This window comes from Piscicoccus intestinalis NBRC 104926 (assembly GCF_001515525.1).
Taxonomy (GTDB): Bacteria; Actinomycetota; Actinomycetes; order Actinomycetales; family Dermatophilaceae; genus Kineosphaera; species Kineosphaera intestinalis.
The window spans coordinates 1-1,224 of record NZ_BCNQ01000299.1; the positions used below are offsets into that span (position 1 = coordinate 1).

1 protein-coding gene is annotated in these 1,224 nt (G+C 76.8%); it reads left to right on the plus strand.

The genetic code is table 11. The annotated features are described in order from the left end of the window. Nucleotides 1-1,224, plus strand: a 1,224-nt coding sequence (locus PINTE_RS21350) for an ABC transporter ATP-binding protein/permease (protein ID WP_068434619.1), incomplete at both ends; no start/stop codon positions are given.

Sequence of the window (1,224 nt, forward strand, 5' to 3'; positions counted from 1 at the left end):
GCCCGCCGAGGACAGCCCCGGCGCCGACCGGGCCGCGACCCTGCTGACCCAGGGCGCCGGCAGCGTCGAGCCGTACGTGGCGCGCTACCTGCCGACGCTGGTGGCCGCGGCCTTCCTGCCCCCGGCGGCGATCGTCGCGATGTTGGTGCTCGACCCGATCACCGCGCTCATCCCGGTGCTCACCGTGCCGCTGCTGCCGCTGTTCGCGGCGCTCATCGGCTCCTCGACGGCCGACGCGACGAACCGGCGCTGGCGCACGCTCGCCGCGCTGTCGGGGCACTTCGTCGACGTCATGCGCGGGCTGCCCGTGCTCGTCGCGTACGGGCGGGCGCGGCGGCAGGCCCGCACGGTGCGTGAGGTCAGCGAGCGGCACCGCGTGGCCACCGTGCGCACGCTGCGGCTGGCGTTCCTCAGCTCCGCGGCCCTCGAACTACTCGCGACGATCTCGGTGGCGATGGTCGCCGTCTGGGTGGGCATCCACCTGGCGAACGGCTCGATGGAGCTGGCGGTGGCGCTGCCGCTGATTCTCCTGGCGCCGGAGGCGTTCTGGCCGATCCGGCGGGTGGGCGCGGAGTTCCACTCCGCCGCCGACGGCGCGGCCGCCCTCGGCGAGATCGCCGACGAGCTGGAGCGGCCGGTGGCCGCGGAGCGTGCGGAGCCGGGCCGCTCGGGCGGGCCGGAGCCCGCGCCTCCCGTGCTCGTCGCGCACGACCTCGGCTACCGATACGGCCCCGAGCTGCCGTGGGTGGTGCGCGGCGTCGACGCCCGGTTCGAGGTGGGGCTCAGCGTCGTCACCGGACCGAGCGGAGTCGGCAAGACCACCCTGCTCGAACTGCTCGCGGGGTTGCGGACGCCGACGCAGGGGTCCATCGACGCGCCCGCGGCCGGCCGGGTGCACCTGGTGACCCAGCGGCCGTTCCTCGTCGCCGGCTCCGTGCGCGACAACTTCGCGCTGCGGGCGCCCGGCGCCGACGACGCGGCGATGCTCGCGGCGCTGGCGCGGCTCGGCCTCTCGGAGGTCGCCGCCGGCCGCACCGCCGGCCGCGACCTGCCCGAGGGATCCCTGCTCGACGTGCGGCTCGGTGACGACGGGTTCGGCCTGTCGGCCGGCCAGCGGGCCCGGTTGGCGATCGCGGGGGCGTTGCTCGCCGACGCCCCGGTCGTGCTGCTCGACGAGCCGACCGCGCACCTCGACCCGGCGGCCGAGACGCTCGTGCACGAGGC